27 protein-coding genes are annotated in these 25,843 nt (G+C 71.4%); 16 read left to right on the top strand and 11 right to left on the bottom strand.

Features of this window, described 5'->3' with window-relative positions; translation table 11 throughout:
* The first annotated feature begins 12 nt into the window (after positions 1–12).
* The 4 genes from HNO83_RS01810 to HNO83_RS01795 are packed head-to-tail and all read left to right on the top strand — an operon-like array spanning position 13 to position 3,968.
* On the top strand, positions 13–999 hold the full coding sequence (locus HNO83_RS01810) for a carbohydrate ABC transporter permease (RefSeq protein WP_249776409.1): 987 nt from the start codon (positions 13–15) through the stop codon (positions 997–999).
* Complete coding sequence (locus HNO83_RS01805; protein ID WP_175335776.1) at positions 996–1,820, top strand: carbohydrate ABC transporter permease; 825 nt, start codon at positions 996–998, stop codon at positions 1,818–1,820. Before HNO83_RS01810 ends, HNO83_RS01805 begins: the two co-directional genes overlap by 4 nt.
* A 4-nt stretch (positions 1,821–1,824) precedes the next feature.
* Positions 1,825–2,802, top strand: coding sequence for a glycoside hydrolase family 68 protein (locus tag HNO83_RS01800; protein WP_175335775.1), 978 nt, complete (start codon positions 1,825–1,827; stop codon positions 2,800–2,802).
* Positions 2,799–3,968, top strand: a complete 1,170-nt coding sequence (locus tag HNO83_RS01795; RefSeq protein ID WP_175335774.1) for a serine hydrolase domain-containing protein — start codon at positions 2,799–2,801, stop codon at positions 3,966–3,968. The genes HNO83_RS01800 and HNO83_RS01795 overlap by 4 nt, the downstream gene beginning before the upstream one ends.
* Positions 3,969–4,039: 71 nt before the next feature.
* Here the strand turns inward: HNO83_RS01795 and HNO83_RS01790 are convergent, their stop codons facing one another.
* Entirely contained in the window at positions 4,040–5,692 is a 1,653-nt protein-coding gene (locus HNO83_RS01790) for a thiamine pyrophosphate-binding protein (protein WP_175335773.1), read from the bottom strand.
* A gap of 139 nt (positions 5,693–5,831) precedes the next feature.
* Between HNO83_RS01790 and HNO83_RS01785 the strand changes: the two genes are divergently transcribed.
* The 3 genes from HNO83_RS01785 to HNO83_RS01775 are packed head-to-tail and all read left to right on the top strand — an operon-like array spanning position 5,832 to position 7,009.
* Positions 5,832–6,284 carry an MSMEG_6728 family protein gene (locus HNO83_RS01785; RefSeq protein WP_349627049.1) on the top strand — a complete coding sequence of 151 codons (453 nt, stop codon included), beginning with the start codon at positions 5,832–5,834 and terminating at the stop codon, positions 6,282–6,284.
* A 31-nt stretch (positions 6,285–6,315) separates the two neighbouring features.
* Positions 6,316–6,654 (top strand): YciI family protein, encoded by a 339-nt coding sequence (locus tag HNO83_RS01780; protein ID WP_175335771.1) that lies wholly within the window; start codon positions 6,316–6,318, stop codon positions 6,652–6,654.
* A gap of 25 nt (positions 6,655–6,679) precedes the next feature.
* A complete protein-coding gene (locus HNO83_RS01775) occupies positions 6,680–7,009 on the top strand; it encodes a hypothetical protein (protein WP_175335770.1) in 330 nt (109 codons plus the stop codon).
* An 18-nt stretch (positions 7,010–7,027) separates the two neighbouring features.
* On the opposite strand, the gene HNO83_RS01770 is transcribed toward HNO83_RS01775, so the two are convergent.
* On the bottom strand, positions 7,028–7,531 hold the full coding sequence (locus tag HNO83_RS01770) for a MarR family winged helix-turn-helix transcriptional regulator (protein WP_175335769.1): 504 nt from the start codon (positions 7,529–7,531) through the stop codon (positions 7,028–7,030).
* A gap of 98 nt (positions 7,532–7,629) precedes the next feature.
* Between HNO83_RS01770 and HNO83_RS01765 the strand changes: the two genes are divergently transcribed.
* Positions 7,630–8,565 carry an NADP-dependent oxidoreductase gene (locus tag HNO83_RS01765; protein WP_175335768.1) on the top strand — a complete coding sequence of 312 codons (936 nt, stop codon included), beginning with the start codon at positions 7,630–7,632 and terminating at the stop codon, positions 8,563–8,565.
* 86 nt (positions 8,566–8,651) lie between these two features.
* Positions 8,652–8,780, top strand: a complete 129-nt coding sequence (locus tag HNO83_RS20520) for a hypothetical protein (protein ID WP_283810036.1) — start codon at positions 8,652–8,654, stop codon at positions 8,778–8,780.
* 25 nt (positions 8,781–8,805) lie between these two features.
* On the opposite strand, the gene HNO83_RS01760 is transcribed toward HNO83_RS20520, so the two are convergent.
* Complete coding sequence (locus HNO83_RS01760) at positions 8,806–9,342, bottom strand: MOSC domain-containing protein (RefSeq protein ID WP_175335767.1); 537 nt, start codon at positions 9,340–9,342, stop codon at positions 8,806–8,808.
* A 67-nt stretch (positions 9,343–9,409) separates the two neighbouring features.
* Complete coding sequence (locus tag HNO83_RS01755) at positions 9,410–9,682, bottom strand: ester cyclase (RefSeq protein ID WP_249776408.1); 273 nt, start codon at positions 9,680–9,682, stop codon at positions 9,410–9,412.
* Positions 9,683–9,836: 154 nt separating this feature from the next.
* Here HNO83_RS01755 and HNO83_RS01750 point away from each other — a divergent pair, with 154 nt between their 5' ends.
* From HNO83_RS01750 to HNO83_RS01740, 3 genes are read left to right on the top strand one after another with little or no spacing between them, the layout of a single operon-like run.
* Positions 9,837–10,121, top strand: coding sequence for a TIGR04197 family type VII secretion effector (locus tag HNO83_RS01750; protein ID WP_175335765.1), 285 nt, complete (start codon positions 9,837–9,839; stop codon positions 10,119–10,121).
* A complete protein-coding gene (locus tag HNO83_RS01745) occupies positions 10,118–10,480 on the top strand; it encodes a hypothetical protein (protein WP_175335764.1) in 363 nt (120 codons plus the stop codon). Before HNO83_RS01750 ends, HNO83_RS01745 begins: the two co-directional genes overlap by 4 nt.
* Complete coding sequence (locus HNO83_RS01740; protein WP_175335763.1) at positions 10,471–11,706, top strand: hypothetical protein; 1,236 nt, start codon at positions 10,471–10,473, stop codon at positions 11,704–11,706. Before HNO83_RS01745 ends, HNO83_RS01740 begins: the two co-directional genes overlap by 10 nt.
* A 508-nt stretch (positions 11,707–12,214) precedes the next feature.
* On the opposite strand, the gene HNO83_RS01735 is transcribed toward HNO83_RS01740, so the two are convergent.
* Positions 12,215–14,173 (bottom strand): potassium transporter Kup, encoded by a 1,959-nt coding sequence (locus HNO83_RS01735; RefSeq protein WP_175335762.1) that lies wholly within the window; start codon positions 14,171–14,173, stop codon positions 12,215–12,217.
* Positions 14,174–14,277: 104 nt separating this feature from the next.
* Between HNO83_RS01735 and HNO83_RS01730 the strand changes: the two genes are divergently transcribed.
* On the top strand, positions 14,278–16,560 hold the full coding sequence (locus tag HNO83_RS01730) for an FUSC family protein (protein ID WP_175335992.1): 2,283 nt from the start codon (positions 14,278–14,280) through the stop codon (positions 16,558–16,560).
* A gap of 144 nt (positions 16,561–16,704) precedes the next feature.
* On the opposite strand, the gene HNO83_RS01725 is transcribed toward HNO83_RS01730, so the two are convergent.
* Both HNO83_RS01725 and HNO83_RS01720 read right to left on the bottom strand, forming a co-directional pair.
* Positions 16,705–17,628 carry an aldose 1-epimerase family protein gene (locus HNO83_RS01725; protein ID WP_175335761.1) on the bottom strand — a complete coding sequence of 308 codons (924 nt, stop codon included), beginning with the start codon at positions 17,626–17,628 and terminating at the stop codon, positions 16,705–16,707.
* Between the two features lie 101 nt (positions 17,629–17,729).
* Positions 17,730–19,181 (bottom strand): PucR family transcriptional regulator, encoded by a 1,452-nt coding sequence (locus tag HNO83_RS01720; protein ID WP_175335760.1) that lies wholly within the window; start codon positions 19,179–19,181, stop codon positions 17,730–17,732.
* Between the two features lie 92 nt (positions 19,182–19,273).
* Between HNO83_RS01720 and gabT the strand changes: the two genes are divergently transcribed.
* Together gabT and HNO83_RS01710 are read left to right on the top strand one after the other, a co-directional pair.
* Positions 19,274–20,635, top strand: a complete 1,362-nt coding sequence (gene gabT, locus HNO83_RS01715) for a 4-aminobutyrate--2-oxoglutarate transaminase (protein WP_175335759.1) — start codon at positions 19,274–19,276, stop codon at positions 20,633–20,635.
* Positions 20,632–22,116 (top strand): NAD-dependent succinate-semialdehyde dehydrogenase, encoded by a 1,485-nt coding sequence (locus tag HNO83_RS01710; protein ID WP_175335758.1) that lies wholly within the window; start codon positions 20,632–20,634, stop codon positions 22,114–22,116. Before gabT ends, HNO83_RS01710 begins: the two co-directional genes overlap by 4 nt.
* A 33-nt stretch (positions 22,117–22,149) precedes the next feature.
* Here HNO83_RS01710 and HNO83_RS01705 read toward each other — a convergent pair whose 3' ends face one another.
* A complete protein-coding gene (locus HNO83_RS01705; protein ID WP_175335757.1) occupies positions 22,150–22,371 on the bottom strand; it encodes a three-helix bundle dimerization domain-containing protein in 222 nt (73 codons plus the stop codon).
* Between the two features lie 59 nt (positions 22,372–22,430).
* Between HNO83_RS01705 and HNO83_RS01700 the strand changes: the two genes are divergently transcribed.
* Positions 22,431–23,123, top strand: coding sequence for a PhzF family phenazine biosynthesis protein (locus tag HNO83_RS01700; protein WP_175335756.1), 693 nt, complete (start codon positions 22,431–22,433; stop codon positions 23,121–23,123).
* On the opposite strand, the gene HNO83_RS01695 is transcribed toward HNO83_RS01700, so the two are convergent.
* Genes HNO83_RS01695 through HNO83_RS01685 form a run of 3 tightly spaced genes read right to left on the bottom strand, consistent with a single transcriptional unit; the run spans position 23,120 to position 25,798 of the window.
* Entirely contained in the window at positions 23,120–23,989 is an 870-nt protein-coding gene (locus HNO83_RS01695; protein ID WP_175335755.1) for a DUF6999 family protein, read from the bottom strand. The genes HNO83_RS01700 and HNO83_RS01695 overlap by 4 nt on opposite strands.
* A gap of 1 nt (position 23,990) precedes the next feature.
* Positions 23,991–24,665: an iron-containing redox enzyme family protein gene (locus tag HNO83_RS01690; protein WP_175335754.1), complete on the bottom strand. Its 675-nt coding sequence runs from the start codon at positions 24,663–24,665 to the stop codon at positions 23,991–23,993.
* A complete protein-coding gene (locus tag HNO83_RS01685; protein ID WP_175335753.1) occupies positions 24,662–25,798 on the bottom strand; it encodes a 3-oxoacyl-[acyl-carrier-protein] synthase III C-terminal domain-containing protein in 1,137 nt (378 codons plus the stop codon). Before HNO83_RS01685 ends, HNO83_RS01690 begins: the two co-directional genes overlap by 4 nt.
* Positions 25,799–25,843: the final 45 nt, after the last annotated feature.

Genomic DNA, 25,843 nt, shown 5'->3' with positions numbered 1-25,843 from the left:
ACGCGGCCTCGCATGGGCGACGACACGATCCGCCCCACCCCGTCGGCGCGACGGGCGGCTCGCGACCTCGCGCGCGGGGCCGCGTCGAGCAGCACCGCCGGCCGGCCGGCGCCCCGGAAACGGGGCGCCCCCGGCCGGGCCGGGACGATCGGCTGGCTGCTGGTCGCCCCCGCCCTGTTCTTCTACGCGGCCTTCGTGCTCTGGCCGCTCATCCAGGGCGTGCAGTTCTCGTTCTACGACTGGAACGGGATCGGCGCCTCCACCTGGGTCGGGTTCGCCAACTACCTGACGGTGTTCACCGACCCCGACCTGCTCGGGGCGATCCGCAACGCGTTCGTCCTGATCGCCTTCTTCACCGTCATCCCGGTGATCGCCGGTCTCGTGCTGGCGACGCTCATCCGGTCGATCCGCGCCGGGTTCTTCTCCAGCTTCTCGCAGACGGTGCTGTTCCTCCCGCAGATCATCCCGCTCGCCGCGGCCGGCATCGCCTGGTCGTGGATGTACGCCCAGACCGGCGCCGTCAACCAGATCCTCGGCTGGGTCGGCCTCGGCGGCCTCGCCCGGCCGTGGCTCGGCGACTACCAGACCGCGCTCCCCGCGGTCGGCCTGATCGGCTCGTGGACGCTGACCGGCCTCTGCACCGTGCTGCTGCTCACCGGCATCGGCAAGATCGACACCTCGCTGTACGAGGCCGCCCGCCTCGACGGCGCCGGGTGGTGGCGCGAGTTCTTCACCATCACCATCCCAGGACTCCGGCAGGAGCTGGCGGTGCTCATCACCATCACGATCATCGCCGCGCTGAGCAGCTTCGACATCATCTACACGACGACCCTCGGCGGCCCGGGCCGCGCGACGCTCGTGCCCGGTATCTCGATCTACCGGATCGGCTTCACCCAGAGCGAGGTCGGGCTCGCGTCCGCCTTCGGCATCGTGCTGATGATCCTCGTCCTCGTCGTCGTCCTCCCCATCCAGCGTCTCTCGAAAGTCGGTGACAAATGATCGTCAACCCGATCGAGAAGTGGACGGGTCGCGTCCTGCTCGTCCTCGTGCTCGTCCTCACCGTCATCCCGCTGCTGAACATGGTCTCGGCCGCGCTGCAGCCGGCGGACGTCAACCCGACCGGACTCGCCTGGCCGACGAACCCGCAGTGGGGCAACTTCGCCGAGGCGTTCAACACCGGCCACGTCTGGGAGCTGCTCGGCTCGAGCCTGCTGATCGTGCTCGGCGTCGTGCCGGTCAGCCTGGTGATCGCCGGTCTCGCCGGCTACGCGCTCGGCGCCCTCCGCATGAAGGGGTCGCAGGCGGTGCTCGTGCTGTTCGTGCTCGGGCTCACCATCCCGTTCGAGGCGCTGATCATCCCGCTCTACTACGAGATGCAGTCGCTGAACGTGCTGAACACCCAGTGGGCCATCATCCTGCCGTTGATCGGGCTGTTCATGCCGTTCAGCGTGTTCTGGATGCGCGCGCACTTCGTCGGCGTGCCGGCGGAGCTCTCCGAGGCGGCGCGGATGGACGGTGCGGGGATGTGGCAGGAGCTCCGCCACATCCACCTGCCGCTGGCGCGCCCGGCGCTGTCGGCGCTCGCGATCCTGCTCTTCCTCTGGACATGGAACCAGTTCCTGCTCCCCGTCGTGCTCATCGCCGACCCGCTGCAGCGCACGGTGGCGGGCGCGCTGACCTTCTTCCAGGGGCAGTACAGCCTCAGCATCCCGCTGCTGAACGCGGGTGCGCTCATCATCATCCTGCCGACGATCCTGATCTTCGTGATCTTCCAGCGCCAGTTCATCAAGGCGCTGATCCAGGGCGCGGTCAAGGGCTGACGGAATGGGCTTCAGCAAGGACGGTCACTGGGTCTGGGATTTCTGGGTCGCCGACGACGGCGAGCTCTTCCACCTCTACTATCTGCACGCGCCGGCGTCGCTCGGCGACCCCGACCTGCGCCACCGCAACGCCAGGATCGGGCACGCCACCTCGCACGACCTGACGGAGTGGGAGGACCACGGCGTCGTGCTCGGCCCGGGCGGCCCGGCCGACCTCGACGCGTCCGCGACCTGGACCGGCAGCGTCGTGCGCGGCGACGACGGCGTGTGGCGGATGTTCTACACCGGCTCCGCGTTCCTCTCGCCCGCCGAGATCACGAACATCGAGACGATCGGCCTCGCCCGCTCGGACGACCTGTCCGCCTGGACCAAGGACCCCGCGCTGCGGCTGCAGGCGGACCCGCGCTGGTACGAGGTGCTGCCCGACCGCACCTGGCACGAGGAGGCGTGGCGCGATCCGTGGGTCTTCCGGGATCCGGACGGCGACGGCTGGCACATGCTCATCACGGCGCGCTCGCGCGATGGCCGCTGGGGCCGCGACCGCGGGGTCGTCGGGCATGCCACGTCGGCCGACCTCGCGGAGTGGACGGTGCAGCCGCCGCTGACCGCCCCCGGCGCCGGGTTCGCTCACCTTGAGGTGCCTCAGACGGTCGTGCTCGGCGGTCGTCCCTGGCTGCTGTTCTCCTGCGACGCGGCGCACCTCGCCGGCGACCGGGAGGGCGCGACCGGCGGCGTGTGGATCGCGCCCCCCGCATCCACCACGGGCGGCTACGATCTGGAGGCGGCGGAGCTGCTCGTCGACGAGCGCTTCTACGCCGGCCGGGTCGTCCACGGCCGCGACGGGCTGCCGCGCCTGCTCGCGTTCGAGAACACCGGCGGCGGCAGCGGCTTCGGGGGCCGCCTCGCCGACCCGCTCGACCTCGACCTGGAGGGCGCGCGACCGCGCCTCGCCGACGCTGAACTGCAGAAGGAGAACTCATGACGACGGAGCTGGACGGGACCGCGATCCACGGGACGGTGGAGCCCGGATTCGAGGAGGTCGCCGAGGCGTTCGCGGACGCCTTCGCCGGCCGCCCCACCATGGGCGCCGGGCTCGCGGTGCGGGTCGACGGCCGACCCGTCGTCCGGCTCTGGGGCGGGCTGAAGGACGAGCGCGACGGGCAGCCGTGGACGGAGGACACGGCCTCCGTCGTGTTCTCGTGCACCAAGGGCGTCATGTCGGTGTTGGTCGCGCGGCTGGTGCAGGACGGCCTGCTCGACTACGACGCGCCCGTCTCCCGCTACTGGCCCGAGTTCGCCGCGGCGGGCAAGGAGGACGTCACGGTGGCGCAGCTGGTCTCCCACCGTGCGGGCCTCTCCGCCCTGCGCCGCCGGCTGACGCTCGACGAGGCACTGGACTGGTCCGTCGTCACTGCGGAGCTCGCCGCGCAGGAGCCGCTGTGGGCGCCGGGGACCGGTTACGCGTACCACGCGCTCACGCACGGGTGGCTGACCGGCGAGCTGGTCCGCCGCGCCACCGGGCTCATGCCGGGGGAGTACCTGGCGCAGCTCGCCTCGCCCTGGTCGGACTCCCTCTGGGTCGGACTGCCCGCCGACCGCGAGCAGCGGGTGGCCCACCTGCAGGCGTCGGAGAGCCAGCTCGAGGCCGGCCGCGACCTGGAGCGGGCGGAGTCGCCGTGGACGGCCCTCGCCATGACGCTCGGCGACGCGTTCCCGCCGCACCTGGTGACGCCGGACGGCGGGTTCAACGACCCGCGGGTGCACGCGGCGCAGATCCCGGGAGCCGGCGGCATCGCGACCGCGGACGCGCTCGCCGCCCTGTGGTCGTCGACGGTGGCGGAGACGGAGGGCGTCCGACTGCTGGACGACGACGTGCTCGATCGCGCGCTCGTTCCGGAGAGCGGCGGCGAGCCGGTCTTCCCGACGCCCGGCCCGTGGCCCCGCTGGGGACGCGGCTTCCAGCTCGACTCAGAGGCGCGCCGCTACCTCGGGGAGCACAGCCTCGGGCACGACGGCGCCGGCGGCCAGGTCGCCTTCGCCGACCGCGGCGCCCGTCTCGGCTTCGCTTTCGTGACCAACTGGATGGAGGCGGGCGCCGACGACCGCGCCACCCGCATCGTGGACGCCGTCCGCCGCGCGACCTCCTGACCGCCCCGATTCGTCACGAGTCGCCTCCGTTCGTCACGAACCGCCGCGATTCGTGACGAGTCGCCGCGGCGCTACGAGTTCACGCGGATGATCTCCTCCTGGTAGGGGGCGATCACGGCGCCGGAGATGCGCAGGTCGAGCACGAGGAACGGGCGCTCGGCGGCCGGCCGGGCGGTCCACTCGCGCAGGGCGTCGAGGTCGTCCGGGGTGCGCACCACGACGCCCTCCGCGCCGGCCGCGCGGCCGAGGGCCGCGAAGTCGACCTCGGGGATGCGCATCGGCTCCTGCGCCAGCCCCTTCAGCCCGTACAGGTTGACCTCGGCGCCGTAGGCGGCGTCGTTCCACACCACCGCGAGGCCGCTGCCGCCGGCGACGCGCACGGCCGACTCCAGGTCCGAGAGCGCCATCAGCCCGCCGCCGTCGCCGGTGGTGAGCACGATGGTGGACTCGGGATGCGCGAGCGCGGCGCCGGCGACGCTCGGCCAGCCCAGCCCGATCGACTGGTATGCGGTGCCGACCATGATCATCCGGTCCGGCGAGGCGACCGGCCAGTACATGTTCGCCCAGCCGATGAAGTGACCTCCGTCGGACACGACCACGCGGTCAGCGGGCAGCAGCTCCGCCAGGCGGGCGGCCGCCGTGCGCGGGTCGAGCCGGCCGTCCGCGGCGAGGCCGTCGCCGGTGGGCCGGACGCGGGCGGCGTCGACGCCCACCGACTCCCGCCAGCCCGACGGCGCGGCGCCGATCGCGCGCACCCGCTCGAGCAGCGCCTCCGAGACGAGTCGCGCGTCGCCGCGCAGGTACGCGCCGACGTGCGGGTGCGACGCGGCGGGCGCCACATCCACCTGGATCACCGTCGTGCCGGGCGCGAACAGGGCGCCGAACCGCATCGTGAACTGGTTGAGGGACGCACCGACCACGAGCGCGACGTCGGCCGAGCGGATGAGCTCCATCGCGCCCTCGGCTCCGAAGCCGCCGGTGACGCCGAGGTCGTAGCGGGCATCCGGGAACACGCCGCGGCCGAGCGCGGTCGACGCGGTCAGGGCGCCGGTCGCGTCGGCGAGGGCGCCGAGTGCCGCGCCGGCGCCGGAGAGCCAGGCGCCCCGGCCGGCCACGAGCACGGGGCGCTGCGCGGCGGCCAGGGCGGCGGCCGCGGCGTCGACCGCGGCCTCGGCGAACGGGCCGACAGGTGCGAGCGGCGACGGCAGCACGGGCTCTGGCGCCTGCGGCACCGGCCCGGCCTCACGCGTCGCGACGTCGTAGGGGATGGCGATGACCGTCGGCACCCGGTACGTCAGCGCGTGCTCCACCGCGATGGCGGTTGTCGCGGCGGCGTCCGCACGACCCACGGTGTAGGTGCGGGCGCCGACGGCGGCGGCCAGCGAGATCTGGTCCACGTCCCACGGGCGCGGCCCGGAGGTCGGCTCGTCGCCCACCACCAGGATGAGCGGGATGTGCGCCTGCACCGCCTCCGCCAGCGCGGTCAGCGTGTTGGTGAACCCGGCGCCGTAGGTCGCGGTCGCGGCAGCGAGCCGCCCGGATGCGCGGTAGTACGCGTCCGCCGCGACGACGGCACCGCCCTCGTGCCGCATGGCGCAGTAGGAGACGCCGCTCTGCCGCTCCAGTGCATCCAGGAAGTAGGCGTTGCCGTTCCCCATCACGCCGAAGACGTGACTCACGTGGGAGGAGAGGGTGGCGGCGACGTGGGCGGAGACGGAGGGCATGGCGAACGCCTTTCGAGACAGACGGAGGGGACGGGTTCCGTATGTGTCTCGCGCGCCGTCTCGGTGGCTTCGTGCCCATTTTTCGAGCACCGGCGGTCGTCCGCCGGACGCCACAATGCTACCGGCGTACGGTGTGGGCGTGCAGACCTTCCTGCCCTATCCGTCCTTCGCGGAGAGCGTGCGCTCGCTGGACCGTGCGCGGATGGGCAAGCAGCGCGTCGAGGCGCTGCAGGTGCTGCGGGCCATCACAGTCGAGGGGTACGGCTGGCGGCACCACCCGGTTGCGAAGATGTGGCGCGGCTACCTGCCGGCCCTCACCAAGTACGCGCTGGAGTCCGCCGACGCCTGGATCGAGCTGGGGCACGCCGACACGGTCCGCCCGCAGGTGCTGGCCTTCGCACCGGAGGTGGCGGACCTGGCGCAGGACGAACTCGAGCTGCCACCATGGATCGGCGACGCGGAGTTCCACCGCAGCCACCAGTCCAACCTCGTGCGCAAGGACCCCGGGTTCTACCGGCCGCTGTTCCCGGACGTGCCGGACGACCTCCCGTACCTCTGGCCGGGCCCGAGCCGCGATGCCCCCGAGCAATAAGCCCCCAAGCAATAAGCACTGAGGAGAAGCGATGACGAAGTATGCGATCTGGTTCCCGAGCGGGGCGATGCAGCTGACTCCGGAGGAGATGCCGCAGGTGGTGATCGACTCGCACGCCGCCGTGCAGGAGATGAAGGACGCCGGAGTCCTCGTCTTCGCGGGCGGCATCGACGCGAGCGTCGCGCCGGTGCTGGTCGGCCGCGACGGCTCCGCGACCTCCGGCGGGTTCGGCGACCGCGTGCTCGACGGCGGTCTCACCGTCGTCGACGTGCCGACGCAGGAGGACGCCCTGCGCTGGGCCACCCGCCTCGCGCAGGCCTGCCGCTGCCCGCAGGAGGTGCGCGCCTACGGCGACGACGCCGACGCCTGACCCTCTCGACGGCTAGGTTCGAGGGGTGGAGAGTCCGCGTTTCTGCCCGAGCAGACGGGGCGGGCGCCGCTGCGAGCGGCCGCTCGGCCATCCCGGGCTGCACCGCCGGCAGGGGCTGCTCTGGTCGGAGGTCGAGGCCGACCCGCCGCGGTGCCCGGGCTCCGGCGAGCCGGGGGAGCCGGCCGCGGCGATCGACGACGGCTTCCCGGGCGGCCGTGCGCTGTGCCCGCACTGCCTCCGCTTCGTCGCGCTCGGCTCCGGCGGCCGCCTCGTCGAGCACGACACGACGGACCCGGATGAGACGGATGCGGAGCGCGCCCGCTCCCGCGCGTGGTTCAACACCCACGGCTGGTGACCGCGGCGCCGCGGCGGCTCAGGAGGACGAGCGGCGGCGGCGCGGCGCGGCCGACCTCGGCGGGTTCGAGCGCATGTGGTCGCGCACGAGGCCCAGCACGCGGTCGAGCTCGAGCACGTCGTCCGGGGTGAGCGGCGCGAGCAGCAGCTCCCGGAGCACCGCGATGTGGCCGGGGAAGACCGCGGCCAGCACGTCCCGCCCGGCGTCGGTGATCGCCACGGTGACGCTGCGCTCGTCATCGCGCCCCGGCGCCCGCGTCACCAAGCCTCGCTGCTCCAGCACCTGCGCCTGGTAGGTGAGCCCGCTGCGGCTGTAGACGACGCCGTCCGCCAGGTCCGTCATCCGCTGACTGCCCTCCGGCGCGTCGCCGAGCCGCGCGAGCAGCTGGAACTGCACATAGCTGAGCTCACCCGCCTCGCGCAGCTGCTGCTCGACCGTGTGCTTGAGCAGGCTGCTCACCTCGATCAGGGAGAAGTAGGCGCTCAGCTCCGCGGGGTCGAGAGCGGGTCGTTCGTCGGACATGACGACAGTCTACTTGCTTCGAACTCGAAGCAGTGTTATCGTCCTTCTCAGATGCTTCGAATTCGAAGCACACGGTTTCGAGAGAAGGAAGTCAGACCATGAAGGCAGTACGGTTCCACGAGCACGGCGGCCCCGATGTTTTGCGCTACGAAGACATCGAGCAGCCCGCCGCCGGTCCGGGCCAGGTGCTCCTCCGCGTGGCCGGCGTCGCGTTCAACGCGGCCGACGGCGGCATCCGGGAGGGGCGCCTCCCCATCCCGGTCGCCCTCCCGCACATCCCCGGCTACGACATGTCGGGCACGGTCGCCGCGCTCGGCGAGGGCGTCGACGGGTTCGCCGTCGGGGATGCCGTGATCGGCTTCCTCCCGATGACCGGCGACGGGGCTGCCGCCGAGTACGCGCTCGCACCGGCCGAAGCCCTGGTCGCAGCCCCGGCGAGCATCCCGCTGGAGGACGCGGCTGGTCTGCCGTCGGTCGGCCTCACCGCATGGCAGGCTCTGTTCGACGACGCCGGGCTCCGCGAGGGGCAGCGCGTGCTGATCGTCGGCGCGGGCGGCCCGGTCGGCGGCTACGCTGTCCAGCTCGCGGCGCAGGCGGGTGTGCACGTGATCGCGACGGCCAGCCCGCGCAGCCGCGACAGCGTCATCGCGTCCGGAGCGGACGAGGTCGTCGACCACACCACCACCTCGCTCCTCGACGCCGTGACCGAGCCGGTCGACGTGCTGCTCAACCTCGCGCCGCTCGACCCGGGGGAGTTCACCGGCCTGCTGCCGCTCGTCGCGGACGGCGGCGTGGTCGTGAGCACCACGGCCTGGATGCCCGCCCCCTCCGACGAAGAGCGCGGCGTGCGCGGCATGGTGGTCTTCGTCCGCAGTGACGCCGCCCAGCTGGCCGAACTGGTCTCCCGCGTCGACCGCGGCGAGCTGCGCGTGGAGATCGCCCGGCGGGCTCCGCTGAGCGAGCTCCCCGCCATCCACGCCGAGTCGGCGGCCGGCACGCTGCGCGGGAAGGTCGTGGCCGTCCCCGGAGCGTGACCGCTTGTACCTCGCGTCGCGAAGCGGCCCCGGAATGTACACGCTGTCCATCCCGGGTCCGCGCGCGTGCGGCCTAGCATTCCGGCATGAGCGCGGACATCGATGTCGAACAGGAGCGGGTGATCGTCCCCCGCGACACCGCTCGCAGCCCGTTGTGGACGGCACCCATGTGGCTCTCCGACGGGCTCGACTCCGTCATCCTCGGCTACGACTGAACGACGCCGAGACCCGGCCACCCGTTCAGACCGGCGCGAGCGCCTCCAGCGGCGGATCGGGCAGCAGGACCTCGATGCGGTCGCCCGGCCTGACGACGCCTCCCGCGATCACCACGGCCATGACCCCCGCCTTGCGCACCACCGCGCCGTCCTCGTCCGTCGCGACGACCTCCTTGAGCAGTCCCGGCCGGAAGCGGTCGATCTGCACGCACGGGTTGCGCAGCCCGGTCAGCTCGACGACGGCCGCGTCGCCGACGCTGAGCCGCGTGCCGCGCGGCAGCCCCAGCAGGTCGACGCCCTCCGTCGTGATGTTCTCGCCGAGCTGACCCGGGCCGACCTCCGCGGTGACCTCGTCGAACAGCTCGCGATGGATGAGGTGGACCTGACGCAGGTTCGGCTGCGTAGCATCGCGCCGCACCCGCGAGAGGTGCTGCACGGTCGCGCCGAAGTGCGCGTCGCCTTCCACCCCAAGACCCGTCACCAGCCGGATGGAGTCCTCCGGCTCCTTCGAGAAGCGGTGCCTCCCATCCCGGCTGACCCCGACCACGCGTGCGCTCGTCATTCGTCCATCGTGCCGCGGGTGGCCCGGCGCGTCCAGCGCGGCCCGGCGCGTCGCCTCCCGGTCGGAGCTACGGCTGACTGGCCCCGGCCGACGCGGCCGCGACGGGCAGCCTCCCCGTCCGCACCAGGATCTCGAACCGGTCTGGTACGCCCCAGTGCTCCACGATCCGCCCGTCCACGATGCGCGCGATGTCGAGCACGGTGAACCGCACGGGAAGCCCGCTCGGCGGCCCGAGGAACGGACCGGTGTTGGTCGCCATGCCCTTCGCCCTGACCCAGATGGTGCGCGTCAGCCCGACCGCTCGTATAACCATGTCGGGCTGGGCTGCACGGCATCCCATCGGCATCGCCGCACCAATGCGCTCAACGTTGCGTCCGTCGTCGTAATGGCCGCAATCATTCCGTATCGAGAACACGTGTTCTTAAAGTTGATATGTTTCAGCCCAAGGGCACGCGCATGTTGCTCGTGTCGGATGTAGCGATGAAGGGGAACTGATGTCAGCTGGAAGGATCGTTTCGAGCACGGTCGGCGCCGATGCCGCGGTGAATGAGCTGGTCGGTATCGAAACCTCTGAGTATTCGGACCAGCAAGTGACATTCGGTTTCGCCGCCGGCATTCCTGGGATGGATGCGGGCCGGGATGTCACGAACGAGATGTTCCAGACGATCAGCCAGTTCTGCGCTGCGGTCTTGGGCCAGGCTAACAAGTTCCCGGAGCTTGCGAGCAGCATCGAAAAGCGTGATGTCGCGGATGCGGAACGCTGGGTGAATGCTCAGTGAGTGCGGATCGGAGCGCGACGGAACGTGCCGAACTGAACGGGCAGATCCAGCGGGTGGAACGGCAGGAGGACGAGTTCTCCGAGGCTCGGCAGCGTTACGAGGGTTCGTTGGAGCAGTTCCGTGAACAGTTCCATGCGGTGGGCCGGGACCGAGAGTCCTCCCTCAGAGAACGGATAGAGGCCGGTGACAGGGGCGTGCAGCACGAACTGGAGGTGCGTAACGACCTACTGCTGAGGATCGACCGGTACGTGGAAGAAACGTCGGAGGAGCTCGAGCAGACGCGTTCGCGGGTCCGGCAGTCGTTCGACGATGAACTGGAGAAGCTCGCGAAAGAGAGGAACGCGCTGCCATGGGCGTAAGGTTCAGCGCCGCTGATTCGAGCAACCTCATCAGCGCGATGCGCAGCAACATCACGACCGCGGACGTGATCGTCAGCCGCCTGGATTCTGGGTCCAAGCATCTGGTCGCCCAACTCGACGCGGGCGTCCTTCAGGGGGCGGCGTTCGCTGCTGGGCGCGGCCTGTTCGCGGAGCTGATCCTGCCGGGCATCGCGAAGCTCCGCGAAGCCATGGGCGATGTCCAGGCCGAGCTCGCCTCCTACGAGCACGCGCACTCCGTGCTCGCCAAATACGGGAACCTCGACCACGACGACCTCACGAAGGCGTTGCAGGAGGCCAAGGAGCGGCTTCGCCTGATCGAGGAGCAGATCGAACGAAACGACGACTTCTTCACACAACTCCAAGCGGTGTTCACCGGCGACGTGGAGAAGCTCGCCCACCAGAACCAGGCACTCCAGCGGCTCAGAGATCAGGTCGAGAACGAGGTTGAAGACCTCAAGGAGAAGATCGACAAGTTGGAGTGGTTCGTCGCCGACGTGGCGAAGTACTTCTCCGACAGCCTGAACGTGATGCGCCTCGCCACGCAGGCGGCCGTCGAGTTGGACAAGGTCGCGGTAGAGGCCGACGGCAGTTATTACGCGAACGGCGTGGACCTCGCTGTCATTCGGGGGCTATTCGCCGCGAAGATTTCCACCCACGAGTACGCTGGCGTCGACGTTTCAGCTCAATCAGGAGCGATTCAAGAAGGCAACTTCGGATACCCGCTTGGCTACTTACATCAGTACGACCTCGGGCCATACATGAACGACAAGACTCCGGAAGAAATCTTCGCCTATATCAAGGCTCATTTCGGCCAGGTCTTTCCGCCAGCGTGGAGGCGTGACGGCTCCGCTCAAGATGTCACGTTGACTCGCGTCGGCCAAGTGATCCACACCAGATTGGCGGACCTGGAAAACGAAGGTCTGACCTCCGGGGACATCAAAGTCACCAAGCTCACGGAGACCAGCTACACCATCGAGGCTCTCCCCGGCCACCCGGAGTACCCGGGCACCGTTGAGTTCACCGTGCGAGCAGGAGCCAATGGCCACAACTTTCTCGACGTCAAAGCGGGCTTCGAGAAATCGACACCAGAAGGCTGGGACGACGCGTATTCACTCTTCACAGGACTGCTCTGGACGGGTTACGCGGCTAACCTTCAAGCAGCGATGGGACACCCGCCGCTTCCCGCACAGCCCCCGCAAAAGTGAATCGCGACCTCCACCAGACAGGCAGCGGAAGCAAATTGGCGAAGCCAAGGCGCCACGGACCGTGGTTGGTGGCGGTTGTCGTCGTGGTCTTCGTTCAATTCGATCTGTGGGCGCGCACCATATCCTCGCAACACTGGGGCTACTTCCCGGTCTTCGTCGTCATGTTCTTCCTCAGTGGAGCGATTGGCGGCTTTGCGCTCGGCGGCATCGCGTACCTTCTCAACCGTCTGCTCGGTCTCCACGGAATCACGGTTAATTGGCTCGTGGCGGGCCTTTGCGCTGGGCTCTTCTGGGTCGGATGGACGCACCTCCAGTCGTGGTCCGTCTTCTGGGGAACATGGCTGGTGTGGGCCGACCTAGCACTCGGACTCGTCCTGCCCTTCGCAACACTGCTGCTTCGGCCTCCTGGAGCAGAGAAGCCCCGCCGGACGAACGACGTCGGCCGTCCACGAAGAAGACGAGGCGCATGCTGACGGACCAGCTGCTCGCGCCGTCCGGCGCCTGAGCGTCAGATCTCGACGTCGCTGCCCATCGTGACCGTGCGGAGCGGCGGCAGGTCGAAGCGCGCGGCCGGGTCCGCGGCGTTGTGCGCGAGCGCGACGAACAGCGACCTCCGCCACCGCACCATGCTCTTGGTGCGCGTCGTGCGGATGGCGCCGCGCGAGATGAAGTACGACGCGTGCGTGAGGTCCTCCGTCCGGATCGGGAGTGCCCCGATGCGGCAGGCCGCCCGCAGCGCCTTCGGGATGTCGGGGTCGTCGGAGAACCCGAACCGGATGCCGAGGTACTCGATGCCGTCATCCGCGTACCCCAGGTCGTCGTACTCGAACGCCTCCGCCGGCGGCACGTGCGGCACCTGCGCGAACCCGACCGACACGATGATGACGTGCTCGTGCAGCACGTGGTTGTGTTTGACGTTCGCCCGCAGCGCGAGCGGGGTGCTGTCCTTGTTCGGGTGGGGGAAGACGGCGACGCCCGGCACGCGCGGGAGCCGCTCCTCCTGGACGTGCTCGATGAACTCCGTCAGCGAGCCCTCCTTGCGCTTCCTGTCCTCCTGCACCAGGCGGCGGCCGCGGCGCCAGGTGGTCATGATGAGGATGACGACCCCCGCGATCAGCAGCGGCACCCATCCGCCGTTGATGATCTTGGACAGGTTGCCGGCCAGGAAGGCCAGCTCGAGCCCGCCGAAGACCAGGCCCGCGAGCACGATCTTCCACGGCGCCCAGTTCCACAGCCGCCGGGACACGAGCAACAGCAGGACGGTGTCGACGACCAGAGCCCCGGTGACGGAGATGCCGTACGCCGTGGAGAGCCGGTCGGACGAGCCGAAGGTGAGCGTGACCGCCATCACTCCGAGGAAGAGCAGCATGTTGATGGCCGGCATGTAGATCTGGCCGCCCTCGCGCTCCGAGGTCTGCCGCACCGTCAGCGGCGGGAGCAGCCCGAGCTGCACGGCCTGCCGCGACAGGGAGAACGCCCCCGAGATCACGGCCTGGCTGGCGATCACGGTCGCCGCCGTCGCCAGGAACACGACCGGCAGGCGCGACCAGTCGGGGAACAGCAGGAAGAACGGGTTCGCCTTCGCCGCCGGATGGTTCAGCACCAGCGCGGCCTGGCCGAGGTAGTTGAGGGTCAGGGCCGGGAAGACCAGGAGGAACCACGCCCGGCGGATCGGCGAGCGGCCGAAGTGCCCCATGTCGGCGTAGAGCGCCTCCGCACCGGTGATGACGAGTACCACCGCGCCGAGCGCGATGAACGAGATGGCGGGATGCGCGACGATGAACGTCACGGCGAACGTGGGCGAGAGCCCGACCAGCACCGACGGGTACTGGATCACCATCCCGAGTCCGGCCACGGCCAGCACGACGAACCACAGCACCATGACCGGACCGAACAGGACGCCGACCCGGCCCGTCCCGAACCGCTGCAGCGCGAACAGCGCGATCAGGATGACGGCCGCGATCGGGAGCACCAGGTGCGAGATCGCCGGGGTCGTGACGTGGAGTCCCTCGACGGCGGAGAGCACGCTGATCGCGGGCGTGATGATCGAGTCGCCGTAGAACAGCGAGACGCCGACGATGCCGATCACGAGCAGCACCCCGGCCTTGCCCGCCTTGTGGGCGTACAGACGCTGGGCGAGCGCCGCCAGCGCCATGACGCCGCCCTCGCCGTCGTTGTCGGCGCGCATCAGGATGCCCAGATACTTGATCGAGACGATGATCGTGATGCTCCAGAACATCAGCGACACCACCCCGTACACGTCGTCCTGGTTGGGTCGCACGGCGCCGCCGTCGAGCAGGAACACGGTCTTGAGCGCGTAGAGCGGGCTGGTGCCGATGTCGCCGAAGACGACGCCGAGTGCCGCCAGCGCGGTCGCGTAGAGCGCGGTGCGGCCGACGCCCGCCGGGTTCCGGGGGACGCCCGTCGACGGTGGGCGCGACCCGCCGGCTTTGGCTGTGACCTTCATCTCTCGCCACGGTACCCCGGCGGAGGCCCGCCCGCGCTAGTGTGTGGGGCGCGGCGCGCGCGCCGGACGGCGCCGCCCGGCGGGAGGAGGTCCGCGTGCGCGTCATGTCCTGGCTGAGCGGGCACGACCCCGGCCTGATGGCGCTGCGCCGGGCCGGGCGGGCGGCGATCGCCGTTCCGCTCCTGTTCCTGCTCGGGAGCCGGGTGATCGGCAGCCCGGAGGTCGCGCTGTTCTCGGCGTTCGGCTCGTTCGCGCTGCTGCTGTTCGTCGACTTCGGCGGACCTTTGCGGGAACGCGTGCAGGCGCAGGTCGCGCTCGCCGTCGCGGGCGGGGTGCTCGTCGCGCTGGGGACGCTCGCGTCCTCCCCGGTCTGGCTCTCCGCGTCGGCGATGGCCGTCGTCGCGCTCGTCGTGCTGTTCGCCGGGTCGGTCAGCTCCGTCATCGCGTCGGCGGGGACATCGCTGCTGCTCACGTTCATCCTGCCGGTGATGCTGCCCGGCACCCCGGCGTCCGTCGGCCCGAGGCTGCTCGGCTGGGGCATCGCGGCGCTGGTCAGCGTCGCCGCGATCACGCTGCTCTGGCCTGCGCCCACCCGGGAACCGCTGCGCGGCCGGGCGGCCGACGCCTGCCGGGCGCTGGCAGCCCGTGCGCGCTCCCTGGCGCCGGGGGAGCTGTCACCCGCCGCGGCTGCGGACGCCGATGCGACGGCCGCCGAGGCGCAGGTCGCGGTGACCGCCCTGCACACCGGCTTCCTCGCCACTCCGTACCGGCCGACGGGGCTGAGCGCTCCCGCCCGGACGGTGGTGCGCCTGGTCGACGAGCTGCTGTGGCTGAACAGCGTCGTCGATCAGCTCGACCGGCACATCCGGATGCCGCACGACACGCCCGCGCCGGCACACGAGGCCGCCCGCACGGTCCGGGAGGCGGCCGCCGACGTGCTCGACCGAGGCGCGGTGGTCCTTGCCGGACATGGCGGCGACACGACCGAGCTCGACGCGGCGCTCGAACGACTGTCCTTCGCGCGCAGCGCGGTGGAGGCGGCCACGCTCTCTCCTGCGTTCGCCGAGTCCGGGGCGCGGGACGGCGGCTCCGGGATGTCGGCCGACGCCGTGATCGCCGCACTCGGACCCGGCTTCCGCGCCCAGGAGCTCGCCTACGCGGTGATGACCGTCGGCCGCAACATCGTCCTGACCGCCCAGGCGGAGCGCCGCTCCTGGTGGCAGCGGGCCCTCGGCCGCCAGCCCGGCGACCTGGCGGGCCCGGTCGCCGCCGCGGCCGAGCGCGCCAGCGGCTACGTCGGCTGGAACTCCGTCTGGCTGCGCAACAGCATCCGCGGCGCGATCGGCCTCGGCCTCGCCGTGCTGATCGCCAAGCTGACCGGCGTCGACCACGCCTTCTGGGTGGTGCTCGGCACCCTCTCCGTGCTGCGCTCGAGCGCCCTGAGCACGGGGCAGACGGCGCTGCGCGGCGTTCTCGGGACGGTGATCGGCGTCGTCGTCGGTGCGCTGGCGCTGCTGGCGATCGGCTCCAATCCCGTCGTGCTCTGGCTGGTGCTGCCGGTCGCCATCCTGATCGCCGGGGTGGCGCCCTCGGCGATCTCGTTCGCGGCCGGGCAGGCCGCGTTCACTGTCGTACTCGTGCTGCTGTTCAACATCATCGCACCGGCCGGGTGGACGGTCGGCCTGGTCCGGATCGAGGATGTGGCACTCGGCTGCGCGGTCAGCCTGGTCGTCGGCGCGCTGTTCTGGCCGCGCGGGGCCGCCGCGTCGCTCCGCTCGGCGGTCGCCGACGCGTACCTCGCCGGGGTCGACTACCTCCGCGCGGCGGTCGCCTTCGGGGTGGGGCGGTGCGATCCGTCGGCACCGGCGCATCCCGAACCGCACCAGCAGTCGCTGCGCGCGGCCGCGGCCTCCCGGCGGCTGGACGACGCGTTCCGAACGTTCCTGACCGAGCGCGGGTCGAAGACGCGCCCGCTCTCCGAGGTCTCCGCGACCGTGACCGGCGTCGCGGGGGTGCGGCTGGCGGCCGACGCCATCCTGGAGCTGTGGCGCGGGCAGACGCCGGCCAGAAGCGACCATGCCTCCACCCGTCAGGCGCTCCTCGACCCGATGGACCGGCTGCAGCGCTGGTACGCCGAGCTCGCCGCCCAGCTGGTCGCGCTCGGCCCGCTGCCCGAACCGGACCCGGCGGACCCTGCCGCGAGCGACGAGCTCGCCGCGGCGGTCCGCGACGACCTCGACGGCCCCGCGGACGCGATGGCGACGGCGGTGCGCATCATCTGGACGGCCGACTACCTGCAGGTGGTCCGCCGGCTGGAGCGCGCGATCGTCCGCCCGGCGATGCTTTTGCGGGACGACGTGTCGCGCGGCGCCCGGGGCTCGTCCTGACGCGCATCCGCCCTGCTGTCGAGACAGCGCAACGCGCTTCGACACCGCGTACAGCGCGAGCGTCGGCTGGTGCGGCCTACCATCGCAGTGCGCGCGGCCGGTCGTGGAAGGCCGCGCGCATCTTCTTTGTGTGCCGGAGGCGGCTCAGATCGCCCGGATGGTCCAGGAGGCCGAGGCGGACGCGCCGGGCTCCAGGACGATCAGGTCCGTTCCCGAGTTGTAGGCATCCGGCGGGCAGGTCATCGGCTCGACGGCGAGGCCGAGGCGGTCGAGCTCGGGGAGCGGCTGGTCGGCGGTGTGGACCTGGACCCACGGGCAGTCCTCGCCCCAGACCATCTCGACGCCCGTGCCGCCGGGAGCCGTGACGCGGACGATCGTCTCGCCGTCGGCCGAGCGGGCCAGGTCGGTGAACGCGTGGTCGATGAAGGTGTCGCCGATCGGGCGCGGGGTGCGGAAGTCCCAGATCCCGCCCTCCGCGGTCTCGACGTCGGCGAGGCCGGTCGGGATGAGCCGGTCCTCTGTCACCTCGAGCACCTGCCCTGCCAGCAGCTCCAGCGTCCAGTCGTCGACGCGCCCGGGGCCGGCCACGAGGTAGGGGTGCGGACCGGTGCCCCACGGCGCAGGCGTCGGCCCGGTGTTCGTGCCGGTCACAGTCGTGTGGAGGCCGGTCTCGTCGAGCGAGAACGTGACGCTCACCTCGACCCGGTGCGGGTAGCCCGCCTGCGCCTCGATGGTGGCGACGAAGGTCACGCTATCGGCCGCGCGGTCGACGGCGGCGAAGTCCAGCCAGGCGGCGAGGCCGTGCAGGGCGTGCCCGCGGTTCGGCTCGGTGAGCGGAAGCTGCTGCTCGACGCCGTCGAACGTGTAGCGTCCGTCGACCACGCGGTTCGGCCACGGGGCGAGGGTCGCGCCGCGGAAGGCGGGCCGCACCTCGTCGGCGTCGAACGGAACCACGAGGTCGCGGCCGTCGAACTGCAGGGTCCGCAGCGTCGCACCCACCGACGCGATCGTCGCGTGGTAGTCGCCGGCGGTCAGGCCGAAGTGTGTCCCCGATACCGGAATACTCATCCCCCCATTGTGGCGGATGTGCGCCCACCGTCGAGTCCGCAAAGAGTGCACGCTCGAACCGCCGGAAGCGTGCAGTCTTCGCGGACTCGACGGTGGTGGGATCAGACGGTGGCGCGGAGGGCGGCGTAGAGGTCGGCGCGGGCGGCGAACGAGGAGAGGTCGCGGCCGAGCAGGCGCTCCGCCTCGGCCACGCGGGCGCGCAGCGTGTGGCGGTGGATGCCGAGCTGCCGGGCGGCGACGTCGTAGACGCCGTCCGCGTCCAGCCAGGTGCGCAGGATGCCGGGCAGGGTCGGATCGGCGGCGAACAGCGGCTGCAGGGCCGTCGCAGCGACGGCGCGGGCGTCGGGGGTGCGGAGCAGCTCCAGCATCCCGGCCGCGGCGACGTCGTCGAAGGACGCGACCGGATCGTCGGCGGTGGCGCGGTTGCGAGCGGCGGCCGCCTGCTCCAGCGCGGAGGGGAGACCGCCGAGACCGGCGGGGGAGGAGACCCCTCCGCGGAGGTCGAACCGGCCGGCGAGCGTCGCAGGGACGGTGTCGTCGCCGAGCACCACGAGGTCCTGGCCGTCGCGGGCGAAGAACACGTCGGTGTTCGACTCCAGCCAGTCGGCCGCGGCCGCCACCCCGCTCCCGCCGAGCACAGCCACGCGGAACGGCGGCTGCGGCAGCGCCCCGAGCACCGGCTCCGCGATCGACGCCGCGACCGCGGTGTCGCCGGCCACGAGCGCGCGCCACACGGCGGTCCGCAGGCGCGAGCGGGCGGCGTCGGCGGCGCGCGACTGCTCCAGGGCGAGGCCCGCAAGCGCGACGACCCCGGTGACGACCTGCTGGGCCGCCGCATCCAGCCCCTCCGAGCCCACGGCCAGCACGCCGCGGAGGCGCCCGGCGGCTCCGAGCGTCTGGAGCGCGAACGGACCGGCGTCGGTGCCGACGGTCCCCGCGGCACGGCGACCGCTCCGCAGCAGCGGGTCGGCGGCCTCCGCCAGGGCGCGGCGGGCGCGCGCGTCCACCGCGCCGGCCGGGTACGACCGCGCGACCGCACCGTCCGCGCCGACCAGTGCCACCGGCCGCTCGATCTGACGCGACAGCTCGGAGAGGACCGCGCCGAGGGCGTCCGGCCGCAGCGCGGCGAGCGAGATCGCCCGGGAGGCGCGCAGCGCCCAGGTGTTCCTCGCGTACGCGTCGGCAGCCACGCGGTCGGCCACGAAGCGCACCACGGCGATGAACGGCGTGCGGTACGGCACCTCGAACAGCGGGAGACCGTGCCGCGTGCACGCGTCGACCAGCGACTCCGGCGTCCCGGCCCGCACCACCTCCGTGCCGAAGCCGAGCGCGGCGATGCCGTGCGCGGAGAGCCGCGCGACGTAGGCCTCGGCGTCCTCCGGCGGCTCGGTGATCAGCAGCACCTGGCCGGGGGAGAGGAACGGGGTCGGGTCCGGGAGGTCGGAGCTGTGCGCCCAGGCGAGAGGCGCGTCCGGGTCGCCCGCGCTGTGCGGCGTGAGCAGTCGCAGCCCCAGCTCGGCACGCGCGAGCAGCTGGGTGAGGGTCGCGGGCATCGGGCTCCATCCGCCAGGGTGTCGATCGTCGGCGAAGCGATTGTACGTCGCGTCCACCGTCGCCCGGGCCCGTCCTTCCTACGATTCCCCACATGAGCATCCTCGACACCGCCATCGACACCCCCGTCGGCGGACCCTCGCTCCCGCAGGAGCGCCGGCTCGTCACCCCGATCCCCGGCCCCGAGTCGCGCAAGCGCGCCGAGCGGAAGGCGCAGGCCGTCGCGGCCGGCGTCGGCGCCACCATCCCCGTCTACACGGTCGCCGCCGGCGGTGGCGTGCTGGTGGACGTGGACGGCAACTCCCTCATCGACTTCGGCTCCGGCATCGCCGTCACCGGCGTCGGCAACTCGGCCCCGCGCGTGGTGGACGCCGTCACCGCGCAGGTCGCCGCGTTCACCCACACCTGCTTCACGGTCGCGCCGTACGACTCCTACGTCGACGTCGCCGAGGCCCTCAACCGCCTGACCCCCGGCGACTTCGCCAAGCGCAGCGCCCTGTTCAACTCCGGCGCCGAGGCCGTCGAGAACGCCGTCAAGATCGCCCGCCACTACACCGGCAAGCAGGCCGTGGTCGCCTTCGACCACGCCTACCACGGCCGCACCAACCTCACGATGGGCCTCACCGCCAAGAACCAGCCGTACAAGAACGGCTTCGGTCCCTTCGCCCCCGAGATCTACCGCGCACCGCTCAGCTACCCGCTGCGCGACGGCGGCCTGACCGGCGCGGAGGCGGCCAAGCGCGCGATCAGCATGATCGAGAAGCAGGTCGGAGCGGCCAACCTCGCGGCCCTCATCATCGAGCCGATCCAGGGCGAGGGCGGCTTCATCGTCCCGGCCGACGGCTTCCTCCCGGCACTCCAGGCCTGGGCGAACGCGAACGGGGTCGTCTTCATCGCCGACGAGGTGCAGACCGGCTTCGCGCGCACCGGCACCATGTTCGCCTCCGAGCAGTTCGGCATCGTGCCCGACCTCATCGTCACCGCGAAGGGCATCGCCGGCGGCCTGCCGCTGTCGGCGGTCACCGGCCGCGCCGAGATCATGGACGCGCCGCAGGTCGGCGGCCTCGGCGGCACCTACGGCGGCAACCCGCTCGCGTGCGTCGCCGCCCTCGCCGCGATCGAGACCTACGAGACCGAGGACCTCGCCGCGCGCGCCCGCCAGATCGGCGACATCCTGTTCGAGAAGCTCGGAGCGCTCCGCGACGCCGACCCGCGCGTCGCCGAGGTGCGCGGCCGTGGCGCCATGGTCGCGATCGAGCTCGTCGACCCGACCACCGGGGAGCCGGACGCGGCCCTCACCGCCAAGGTCGCCTCCGCCGCCCACGCCGCGGGCGTCGTGCTTCTCACCTGCGGCACCTACGGGAACGTGATCCGCTTCCTCCCGCCGCTCAGCATCCCGGACCACCTGCTCATCGAGGGTCTCGACGTCGTCGCGGAGGCGGTGGCGGGCGCATGACCATCGTCGACACCACTGCGGAGCTGACCGCCCGCGAGAGCGAGCTTCTCGCCCGCGTCCCCGACGGCCTCTACATCGGAGGGGTGTGGGAGGCCGGTAGCCGCGAGCAGATCGGCGTGCAGGATCCCGCGACCGGCCGCGTCGTCAAGCGCATCGCGAACGCGACGCCCGAGGACGGGATCCGGGCGCTGGATGCGGCCGCCGCCGCAGCGGACGACTGGGCGGCCACCGCGCCGCGCGTCCGCGCCGAGATCCTGCGCCGCGCGTTCGACCTGCTGCAGGAGCGGCGCGACGACTTCGCCCTGCTGATGACGCTCGAGATGGGCAAGCCGCTCGCGGAGGCGAACGGCGAGGTCACCTACGGCGGCGAGTTCCTGCGCTGGTTCTCCGAGGAGGCGGTGCGCATCTCCGGCCGCTACGGGCAGAACCCCGAGGGCACCGGCACGATGGTCGTCTCGCAGCGTCCCGTGGGCCCGTGCTACCTGATCACGCCGTGGAACTTCCCGCTCGCGATGGCGACGCGGAAGATCGCCCCGGCGCTCGCCGCGGGCTGCACCGTCGTGGTGAAGCCCGCCGAGCTGACCCCGCTGACCACCCTCTTCTTCGCCCAGCTGCTGGAGGACGCAGGCGTGCCCGCGGGCGTGGTCAACGTCATCCCGACCAGCACCGCCCGAGCGGTGTCGGAGCCGATCATCGCCGACCCGCGGCTGCGGAAGCTGTCCTTCACCGGCTCCACGCCGGTCGGCCGCACCCTGCTCGCCCAGGCCGGCCAGAACGTGCTGCGCACGTCGATGGAGCTCGGCGGCAACGCCCCGTTCGTCGTGTTCGAGGACGCCGACCTGGACAAGGCCGTCGAGGGCGCGATGCTCGCCAAGTTCCGCAACATCGGACAGGCGTGCACCGCGGCCAACCGCTTCATCGTGCACGAGTCGGTCGCCGACGAGTTCGCGCGCCGTGTCACCGAGAAGGTGCAGGCGCTGCGGCTCGGTCGCGGCACCGGCGACGGCGTCACGATCGGCCCGCTCATCGACGACCGCGCGGTCGCGTCCATGACGGCGCTCGTGGAGGATGCGGTCGCCCGCGGCGCGCGCGTCCTCACCGGCGGGACCGCGCCGGAGGGCGACGGCTACTTCTTCGAGCCGACGGTGGTCGTCGACGTGCAGCCCGGAAGCGAGATCCTCCGCGAGGAGATCTTCGGCCCGATCCTCGCGATCTCCACCTTCTCCACGGAGGACGAGGCCGTCGCTGCCGCCAACTCCACCGAATACGGCCTCGTCGGCTACGTCTTCACGCAGGACCTCGCGCGGGGCCAGCGGCTGATCGACCGCGTCGACACCGGCATGATGGGCCTCAACACCGGGCTCGTCTCCAACGCGGCCGCACCGTTCGGCGGCGTGAAGCAGTCGGGCCTCGGCCGCGAGGGCGGCCTCGAGGGCATCCACGAGTACCTCAGCACGAAGTACACGCTGATCCCGGCCTGACCGGGAAGGGTTCGCGCGGGCGCGCCGGCTGGGTCAGTCGGTGCGCTCTCGCGCGTTCAGCTCCCGCTTCACGTCGTGCTCGATCAGCACGGGGACGAAGTCGCGCACGGGCGCACCGTCGAACCCCTCGTGGTGCTTCTCGACCAGGGCGTCGATGTGGTCCCGCGGGACGTCGGGGAAGCGCTCGGCGAGCCGCTCGGCGGCGTGCTCGACGGCGAGGTCCTCTTCGTTGGCGTTCTGGCGGTCGTCGCTCATGCCGCGATTATGCACCAGCGGTCTTAACGGCGGGCATATGCGTCTGGCAGGCTGGGCCCATGGATGAGACCATCGACGTCGTCGTAGTACGCGTGTTCACGAACGAGAGCGGCCGGAACGGCAACGAACTCGGCATCGTGCAGAGCTCGGAGGCCACCGCCGCCCGCGAGCAGGAGATCGCCACCGCGCTCGGGTTCAGCGAGACCGTGTTCGTCGACGCGGTCGACGAGCCCGGCCGGGCCGCGTCCATCCGCATCTTCACCCCGGCGAAGGAGCTGCCCTTCGCCGGGCACCCCAGCGTCGGCACGGCGTGGTGGCTGGCCGACCGCCGCACCCCGGTGGACGTGCTGCGCGAGCCGGCGGGCGACGTCGAGGTCGCGGTCGACGACGACACGGCGTGGATCACCGCGCGGCCGGAGTGGACGCCCGAGTTCGAGTGGCTGGCGCTGGAGTCGCCCGAAGACGTCGAGGCGCTCGACCCGTTCGCCTTCACCACCGGCCAGACCTACGCCTACGCCTGGATCGACGAGTCCGCCGGGGCCATCCGCGCCCGCATGTTCGCCCCGGCGATGGGGATCGTCGAGGACGAGGCGACCGGGGCCGCCGCGGTCGCGCTGACGGCACGCCTCGGCCGTCCGCTCAGCATCCTGCAGGGCGAGGGCTCCGACATCGCCACGGAGCCGGTCGGCGACGGCCGCGTGCGGGTCGGCGGCACCACGGTCTACGACCGCACCATCGAGGCGACCCTCTAGCCTCTCTGCGACGGGGAGGCGTCCTTCGCTCCCCGGAGGGATCCGGACGCCGACTCCGCGAGGTGCACCAAGCGGGCGTGCGCGTACTCGCAGATCAGCGCGTGCACGTAGACGGCACGCGGCACATCCACGTTCGAGTCGATCCGGATGCTCATGGTGCCGGAGGTCCAGCGGCGGAAACCCTCGTCGCCGCACACCACGGCGAGCATGTCGAGGAGCGAATCGTCGAACCTCATCGAGTGGATGGCACGTCGGTACTCGTCGCGGGTGAGGGCGATGCAGAACGGGATGTTCATGAGGCACAGTGCCGTCTGGATGTCGAGCCGCAGGATCCGGCGTCGCCGCCGCTCGGGATCCAGCGGCGGCACATCGAGCTGCTGGAAGTCGAGCGGCTCGCTGCGCGAGACCGGTGCGCCGTCGAGGGCGATGAAGACGTCGTAGACGTTGAGGTCGTGCTCGACGACGGCGTGATCGCCGAGACCCGCGAGGGACACCGGTCGGAGCGCGACGGGCTCGATCGCTGCCGGGGAGTTGCGGATCAGGAAGTTGAGGAGATTCGTCTCGACGACGAAATGGCGGATCAGCAGCTCGACGGCGTCGGGGGAGACGAACCGCCGGAGGAACCAGAGGCAGAGCGCATCCATGGTCTCCAGCGACATCCAGCGCCGTGGCACGAATCGTTTGACGATCGACACCACCGTGACGGCGACCCGGCTCAGGATGCGCGCGAGCGGGTAGAGCCACTGCCGCGACGGCCGCTGCTGGTCCTCCAGGATCAGCCGGGTCAGCCGCCGGTCGAGCGGGATCGACGGATCGGCCGCGATCGCCTCCCAGATGCTCGGGTCGTGCGACGCCGGGGCGGTCATGTCAGCGATCCAGTTCTTCGAGCTGCAGGGCGTAGAGGCGCGCGACCACCTGTGCGCAGCGGACGATCTCGTCGGCAGCATCGTCGTCGATGAGATCGGAAGCCAGGATCGCGTCGAGAGCGCCCGTGTGCTGCGCGTCGGCCTCCTGGTGGTATCGCATGAAGTGCACTTGGTTGTCGGCCAGCCCCAATACCTCCTGGAAGCGTCCGGCCCAGCCGGCAGCGCGCTTCGCACCCAGGCCCTCGATGACGAACATCGCGCCGAGCAGGCCGATCGGGTTCGGGCGGCTCGCGTAGTGGAACATGTAGCCCGACAGCGCCTCCGAGCCGATGTTCTTGCGACCGCGACGCAGGTCGTCCAGCGATCCGCCCACCGCGACATAGTCGCGCTCGAGCATGAGGTGATCGCGGTGCTCCTCCTCGGCGTGACGGATGGCGGCCGAGCGGAGGGCGAAGTGCTCCGCGTCGAAGTTGGATGCGGCGCGCGAGATCCACGGCGTCCCGTCGACGACCTGCTGGCGGAGGTTGAAGAGCAGCCGGGTGTAGTCCTCGAGGGTCACGTCGCCCTCGGCCAGGCGCTTCAGGATGGGCACGCGCTCCAGGCGTTCCTCCAGCTCCTCCCAGACGCGAGCGAGGCGGGTGTTCAGCGTCGTCTCTTCGACGGCTTCGATGGTCATGTTGAGGTGTCCTTACGTGTGTCGGGCCCCACCACGGTGAGGTGGGCGAAGGCGAACGAGAAGCGTCCCGATTCCGGAACGGCGAGGAGGATCGTGTCGCCGACGGCGAACCTCCCTGTGCGCCACGCCTCCTCGAGCGCGATGAAGATGCTGGCGGAGCCGGTGTTTCCGCAGGTCTCGAGGTTCGAGAACCACCGGTCCTCGACGAGGCTCGGCGCACGCCGGCGGATCGCGTCGAGGGCGATGTCGCGGAACGCGTTGGTGCTGTAGTGGCAGAGCACGTGGTCGAGGCGCCCGATGTCGACCAGGCCGGTGTCGACCAGCTGCTCGAACTGCCGGATGCCTTCCTCGGCCAGGTCGCCCAGCATCCCGATGTCTTGCCGGAGTACGAACATCCCCGCCGCCTCGGCATCCGCGACGCTGAGGTCCTGCCAGGTGTCGCCCGGCCGGGCCTCGTCGCCCCTCATCCCCGCGGTCATGCAGACGGGATGCCGGTCGGCGAGGGACACCTGGCGCACCCAGTCGAGCCGGAGCGACGGCTTGGTCGGATGCGGCTGGAACTCGAGCACCACCGCGCCGGCACCATCCGACAGCATCCAGCGGAGGAAATGGGAGTCGAGGCCCTCCCGCCTGCCGTCGAAACGGCTATCATGCAGGCTCCGGCTCGCCAGCTCCGATCCGACGACCGCCGCGCGAGGGTGGTCCCCCAGCCGGATCTTCGCCGCTGCGGCGTCGAGGGCGGCGAGGCTCGAGGTGCAGACGCCGGAGACCGACAGGGTCTGCATCGGCCCGCCGCCGAGCCGGCCGTGGACCATGGAGGCGAAGCCGGGGACCAGGACGTCGCCCATCGTCGTCGCGCAGGCAAGCATCCGCAGATCGTGCGCCTGGAGACCGCGATCCTCCAGCGCCGCCGTGACGGCTTTCGCCGCCAGCTCCTCGTTGAGCTCCGTCGGGCGCCCGTCGGCGTCGAGGGCGTAGTGGCGCTGCCGGATCCCGTTGGCGCTGAGGACGCGACGGCGGATGCGGTCCGTGACCGGATCGTCGCCCCCGAGGATCCCTGCGATGTCGTCGTTCTCGACGGGCGGCCCGGGAAGATAACGGCCGAAGCCCGTCAGGTATGCGGCGGCAGGCAATCACGACCCCCAATCGTGTGTGTGTCCGGCTCAGACTACCGATCT

It is taken from the genome of Leifsonia sp. C5G2 (genome assembly GCF_013359685.1).
Lineage (GTDB): Bacteria > Actinomycetota > Actinomycetes > Actinomycetales > Microbacteriaceae > Leifsonia.
Note: the sequence above shows the minus strand (reverse complement) of the source record. Positions and strands in the feature narration are given on the sequence as shown.

Bases quoted from the DNA above. Each gene is read 5' to 3' on its own strand.
- HNO83_RS01810 (WP_249776409.1), top strand. From the start codon at position 13: ATGGGCGACGACACGATCCGCCCCACCCCGTCGGCGCGACGGGCGGCT.
- HNO83_RS01805 (WP_175335776.1), top strand. From the start codon at position 996: ATGATCGTCAACCCGATCGAGAAGTGGACGGGTCGCGTCCTGCTCGTC.
- HNO83_RS01800 (WP_175335775.1), top strand. From the start codon at position 1,825: ATGGGCTTCAGCAAGGACGGTCACTGGGTCTGGGATTTCTGGGTCGCC.
- HNO83_RS01795 (WP_175335774.1), top strand. From the start codon at position 2,799: ATGACGACGGAGCTGGACGGGACCGCGATCCACGGGACGGTGGAGCCC.
- HNO83_RS01790 (WP_175335773.1), bottom strand. From the start codon at position 5,692: ATGCCCTCCGTCTCCGCCCACGTCGCCGCCACCCTCTCCTCCCACGTG.
- HNO83_RS01780 (WP_175335771.1), top strand. From the start codon at position 6,316: ATGACGAAGTATGCGATCTGGTTCCCGAGCGGGGCGATGCAGCTGACT.
- HNO83_RS01770 (WP_175335769.1), bottom strand. From the start codon at position 7,531: ATGTCCGACGAACGACCCGCTCTCGACCCCGCGGAGCTGAGCGCCTAC.
- HNO83_RS01765 (WP_175335768.1), top strand. From the start codon at position 7,630: ATGAAGGCAGTACGGTTCCACGAGCACGGCGGCCCCGATGTTTTGCGC.
- HNO83_RS20520 (WP_283810036.1), top strand. From the start codon at position 8,652: ATGAGCGCGGACATCGATGTCGAACAGGAGCGGGTGATCGTCCCCCGC.
- HNO83_RS01760 (WP_175335767.1), bottom strand. From the start codon at position 9,342: ATGACGAGCGCACGCGTGGTCGGGGTCAGCCGGGATGGGAGGCACCGC.
- HNO83_RS01755 (WP_249776408.1), bottom strand. From the start codon at position 9,682: ATGGGATGCCGTGCAGCCCAGCCCGACATGGTTATACGAGCGGTCGGG.
- HNO83_RS01750 (WP_175335765.1), top strand. From the start codon at position 9,837: ATGTCAGCTGGAAGGATCGTTTCGAGCACGGTCGGCGCCGATGCCGCG.
- HNO83_RS01740 (WP_175335763.1), top strand. From the start codon at position 10,471: ATGGGCGTAAGGTTCAGCGCCGCTGATTCGAGCAACCTCATCAGCGCG.
- HNO83_RS01735 (WP_175335762.1), bottom strand. From the start codon at position 14,173: ATGAAGGTCACAGCCAAAGCCGGCGGGTCGCGCCCACCGTCGACGGGC.
- HNO83_RS01730 (WP_175335992.1), top strand. From the start codon at position 14,278: ATGTCCTGGCTGAGCGGGCACGACCCCGGCCTGATGGCGCTGCGCCGG.
- HNO83_RS01725 (WP_175335761.1), bottom strand. From the start codon at position 17,628: ATGAGTATTCCGGTATCGGGGACACACTTCGGCCTGACCGCCGGCGAC.
- HNO83_RS01720 (WP_175335760.1), bottom strand. From the start codon at position 19,181: ATGCCCGCGACCCTCACCCAGCTGCTCGCGCGTGCCGAGCTGGGGCTG.
- gabT (WP_175335759.1), top strand. From the start codon at position 19,274: ATGAGCATCCTCGACACCGCCATCGACACCCCCGTCGGCGGACCCTCG.
- HNO83_RS01710 (WP_175335758.1), top strand. From the start codon at position 20,632: ATGACCATCGTCGACACCACTGCGGAGCTGACCGCCCGCGAGAGCGAG.
- HNO83_RS01705 (WP_175335757.1), bottom strand. From the start codon at position 22,371: ATGAGCGACGACCGCCAGAACGCCAACGAAGAGGACCTCGCCGTCGAG.
- HNO83_RS01700 (WP_175335756.1), top strand. From the start codon at position 22,431: ATGGATGAGACCATCGACGTCGTCGTAGTACGCGTGTTCACGAACGAG.
- HNO83_RS01695 (WP_175335755.1), bottom strand. From the start codon at position 23,989: ATGACCGCCCCGGCGTCGCACGACCCGAGCATCTGGGAGGCGATCGCG.
- HNO83_RS01690 (WP_175335754.1), bottom strand. From the start codon at position 24,665: ATGACCATCGAAGCCGTCGAAGAGACGACGCTGAACACCCGCCTCGCT.